Origin of the sequence: Rubrilithobacter danxiaensis (assembly GCF_047272945.1) — a bacterium.
Classification (GTDB): Bacteria; Bacteroidota; Bacteroidia; order Sphingobacteriales; family Sphingobacteriaceae; genus Rubrolithibacter; species Rubrolithibacter danxiaensis.
Window position 1 is genome coordinate 1 of the sequence record NZ_JBKOPS010000039.1, and the last position, 805, is coordinate 805.

2 protein-coding genes are annotated in these 805 nt (G+C 36.9%); both read left to right on the top strand.

Features of this window, described 5'->3' with window-relative positions; translation table 11 throughout:
- Positions 1 to 244 (top strand): hypothetical protein (locus ACLCDL_RS17900; protein WP_423149783.1); only part of this gene is annotated, 244 nt, incomplete at its 5' end.
- A gap of 27 nt (positions 245 to 271) precedes the next feature.
- Entirely contained in the window at positions 272 to 751 is a 480-nt protein-coding gene (locus ACLCDL_RS17905; protein ID WP_423149784.1) for a LexA family protein, read from the top strand.
- The last annotated feature ends 54 nt before the right edge of the window (positions 752 to 805 follow it).

Sequence of the window (805 nt, forward strand, 5' to 3'; positions counted from 1 at the left end):
TGAGTTCTATGAGATTAAGCTTCTGTTAAAACCACTTTCAAGACTAACCGAAGCTATAAAACAAACTGCAAATAGCCTTCCTATACAAAACTTCATAACGCAGTACTATATCCAACTTGGTTTTGATATGCCTGTCTTTATTGCTCCTAACCATCCTGCTAATTGTAAATATGTAGCGGAATTAGGATTGGCGTCTTATACCATAGAAGATGAACTTCTCAAAGAAGAGCTGATATCTGCTTAAGGTAAGGCAAAACGATTAATGAGGAGTATGACAGAAGTAAAGCTATTTCAAAAGGTAGAAGAATCTACGATATTAATACCATTGGTAAGCAGTAAGGTTCATGCAGGATTTGAATCTCCCGCATCAGATTATGAAGAAGAACGGATTGATTTAAACGCTTATGTTACCAAATACCCTCATGCTACCTTTTACGCACGGGTTGAAGGTGAATGCATGACCGGATCAGGTATATTTCCTGATGATCTCCTGGTTGTAGATCGTTCTTTAAAAGTTACCAATGGGGATGTCGTAATAGGTGTAATGGATGGAGACTTTATACTGCGAACCTACCTTAAACATAAAGGCAGTGAATACCTCATGCCTGATAATCCTAACTTTTCACCTATTAAACGTACTCCTGAAACTCAGTTTGAGATTTGGGGAGTAGTACCTTATACTGTATTAAATCAAAGAAAGAGAAGAAATGTACGCATTGATAGACTGCAACAACTTTTATGTAAGCTGTGAACGAGTTTTCCAACCTTATTTACAAGCTAAAGCAGGTTGTGTATTGAGTAATAA